At 78.7% G+C, this 2,990-nt stretch carries 4 protein-coding genes; all 4 read right to left on the reverse strand.

Annotation, left to right across the window (positions count from 1 at the left end):
- On the reverse strand, window positions 1–308 hold a 308-nt coding region (locus LCD33_RS13330), incomplete at its 3' end, for a response regulator transcription factor (protein ID WP_374228470.1).
- Between the two features lie 31 nt (window positions 309–339).
- Window positions 340–960, reverse strand: a complete 621-nt coding sequence (locus LCD33_RS29200; protein WP_224966189.1) for a sensor histidine kinase KdpD — start codon at window positions 958–960, stop codon at window positions 340–342.
- A 107-nt stretch (window positions 961–1,067) separates the two neighbouring features.
- Window positions 1,068–2,255, reverse strand: a complete 1,188-nt coding sequence (locus tag LCD33_RS13340; RefSeq protein WP_224958157.1) for a glycosyltransferase — start codon at window positions 2,253–2,255, stop codon at window positions 1,068–1,070.
- Window positions 2,252–2,797 (reverse strand): LuxR C-terminal-related transcriptional regulator, encoded by a 546-nt coding sequence (locus LCD33_RS13345; RefSeq protein ID WP_224977907.1) that lies wholly within the window; start codon window positions 2,795–2,797, stop codon window positions 2,252–2,254. Before LCD33_RS13345 ends, LCD33_RS13340 begins: the two co-directional genes overlap by 4 nt.
- Window positions 2,798–2,990: the final 193 nt, after the last annotated feature.

Consider the following 2,990-nt stretch of genomic DNA (forward strand, 5'->3'; position numbering starts at 1 on the left):
TTTTTAATAGTCTCCGCCCTCCCCTGACCCGCTGTGGCGGGGGGGTGGTGTTGCGGTTGTTTTCGCCCCCCCCCCCGCCCCCCCCCCCCCCCCCCCGCCCCCCCCCCCGCCACCCCGTCCCCGTCGCCGAAGAACCGGTCCAGCAAGCAGATGTCCGGGGCCAGCCTGCGCACCGCGGCGACCGTGGCCGCGATCGAACCCGCGGTGCCGACCACCGGGAACCCGCGTGCGGACAGCGCCGAGACCAGCGCGTCCACGAAGATCGCGTGGTCGTCGCCGAGCAGCACCCGCGTCGAACCGTCCCCCATCGCTCTCCCCCATCGTCGCCCCGTGCGAGCCTCACGCCGCCGGGAACACCAGCCGAGCCCGCGTCCCCCGCCGCGGCGCCGGATCCAGGTGCAGCCGCGCACCGCAGGACTGCGCCAGCGCGGTCACGATGCCCAGGCCGAGCCCGCTGCCCGCGGCGGGTGCGCGGCCGAGACCGGGGCCGTCGTCGACGACCTCCGCCGTCACCGCCCCGCCCGGGTGGCGGGTGGCCCCCAGTTCCACCACGCCACCCGGGCCCGCCGCGCGCGCCGCGTTGTCCAGCAGGTTCGCCAGCATCCGCCACACCGCCGCCGGGTCGGCGCGCACGTGCACCGGGGCGCCCGGGTGCACCAGCAGCGTCGGCGCACCGGCTCCCGCGCGGGACGCGGCGAGCCCGCCGAGCAGCCCGCGCAGTTCCACCGCCACCGGTTCGCCCGGGGCGCCGCCCGCCGAGACCAGCTCCAGCAGGCGCACCAGCTCCTGGTGCACCAGCTCCAACCGGTCGCGGGCCTGCGCGGGCAGTTCCGCTTCCGAGCGCATGCCCTCGGTCAAGTAGGACGCGGCCGCCAGGCCGTGCCCCAGGTCGTGCAGCAAGCCGCGCAGCCACCGGTCCGCTCCGGGCGGTGCAGGCGCGGGCAAGGATCCGGTTCGCACCACCGCTCCCCTCCGCTCCGAGACGCCGCGGCCGGCGGGCCGCGCTACCCGGACTTCGCGTCGGCACTGCCCGCTCGTTGCAGTCTCATACCTTCAGGGGATGACCGTCACCGCAGGTCACGGATGTGGCGCGGCGGCTCCACCGGCCCGCCGAACCGGTCCGACCCGGTCGCGGCGGCGGTCACCGGCTCGCCGCGGTAGGCGGCGGCGAGGTCGGCGGCCAGGGCCGCCGCGGTGTGCGCGCCGAGCACCCGCTGCCGCGCGGCGGTGGCGAGCCCGGCGGCCAGTTCCGGGTCGGCCAGCAGCCGGGACACCGCGGAGGCCAGCAGGTCCGGGCGGGCCGGGGGAACCAGCAGGCCCGTCACCCCGGGCACCACGACGTCGCCGATCGCGTTCACCGCGGTGGCCACCACCGGCACGCCCGCGCTCATCGCCTCCACCACCGCCAGCGGCAGCCCCTCGTAGCGGCTGGGCTGGACGAACACGTCGAACGCGGGCACCAGCTCCGGCGCGTCCGCGCGGTCCCCGGCCAGCACCACGCGCGCCCCGAGCCGCGCCGCGGCCGCCCGCACCCGCGCGGCCCGCTCCCCGTCGCCGATCCACACCCCGGTCACGTCCGGGCGCCGCAGCGCCGCCAACGCGGCCACCCAGTCCTCCGGGGCCTTCTGGTAGACGAGTCTGCCGACGGCGCCGACGACGACCGCCGCGGCGGGCAGCCCCAGCTCGCGGCGCGCCCGCTTCGGGTCGACGGGCACCGGTGGCACCGCGACCCCGGTGGTGCGGACCCGGTCCGGGGCGATCAGCCCGCGCCGCACCGCTTCCACCGCGACCCCGGTCCCGACGCACAGCGCCACGTCGGTGACCCGCCCCAGCGCGCGCTCCACCGCCAGGTAGGTCCGCCGCCGCGGGGCGCGCTGGAACTCGTGGAACGGGAAGCCGTGGTAGGAGTGCACGATCCGCCGCATCCCGGCGCGGACCGCGGCGACCCGGCCGAGCGCGCCGGCCTTGGCGCAGTGGGTGTGCACCACGTCGAAGGAACCGCGCCGCAGCAGCGCCGTCAGCCGCAGCAGCGCGCGCAGGTCGTCGGCGGGGGCGATCGGGGCGCGCAGCGACGGTTCGAGGACGCAGGCGGCGCCCGCCGCCGCGGCGTCCCGCAGCAACCGGCCGCCGCTGCCGGTGATGACGGTGACGTCGAACTCGCGCCGGTCCAGCGCGAGCGCGCCGCGCAGCGCCATCGCCCCCGCCCCGCCTTCGAGCCGGGTGATCACGGTGGCGACGCGCGGCGGGCGGTTCATCGCCGGTCCGGCGGGGAGGGCCGGTCGATCGTGCCGATCTCGCCGGGGGCGCGCGGTTCGCCGGACGCTCCGGCGGCGCCCGGTGGTCCCGACGTGCTCGGTGGCCCGGAAGCTGCGAGCTGCCCGGGAACGTCCAGCGATCCGGAGGTGTTCGGTCGCCCGGGAGCGCGCGGCTGCCCGGAGACGTCCGGCTGCCCGGGAGCGCCCGGTTGCCCGGGAGCGCGCAGCCCCGCCGCGGCGGCCACGCTCACGGCCTCCAGCTGGGAGTGCACCCGCAGCTTCGCGAGGATGCTGCGGGTGTGGGTGCGCACCGTCTCGGCGGAGATCCGCAGCTCCGCGGCGATGCGGCTGCCGCGCTTGCCCTCGACCATGCCGCGCAGCACGTCCAGCTCCCGGTCGCTGAGCACGTCCAGCGGACCGTCCCTGCGGGCGGCGCGCACCACGTCGGCCCGCAGCCCGCGCAGGACCTCCCCGAGCAGTTCCGGCGGGTACCAGGCGTGGCCGCGGCACACGCCGCGCAGCACGGTGGTCAGCTCGTCCACCCCGCACTCCTTCGGCACCCACCCGGCCGCCCCCGCGCGGGCCCCCCCCCCCCCCCCCCCCGGGCGCCCGCGGGGCCAGTAGCCCCGGGCGCCCCCCGCGCCGGGGGGGGGGGGGGGGGCCGAGACCGGGGCCGTCGTCGACGACCTCCGCCGTCACCGCCCCGCCCGGGTGGCGGGTGGCCCCCAGTTCCAC

Origin of the sequence: Saccharopolyspora sp. 7B (assembly GCF_020177435.1) — a bacterium.
Lineage (GTDB): Bacteria > Actinomycetota > Actinomycetes > Mycobacteriales > Pseudonocardiaceae > Saccharopolyspora_C > Saccharopolyspora_C gregorii.

Bases quoted from the DNA above. Each gene is read 5' to 3' on its own strand.
- LCD33_RS13340 (WP_224958157.1), bottom strand. From the start codon at position 2,255: ATGAACCGCCCGCCGCGCGTCGCCACCGTGATCACCCGGCTCGAAGGC.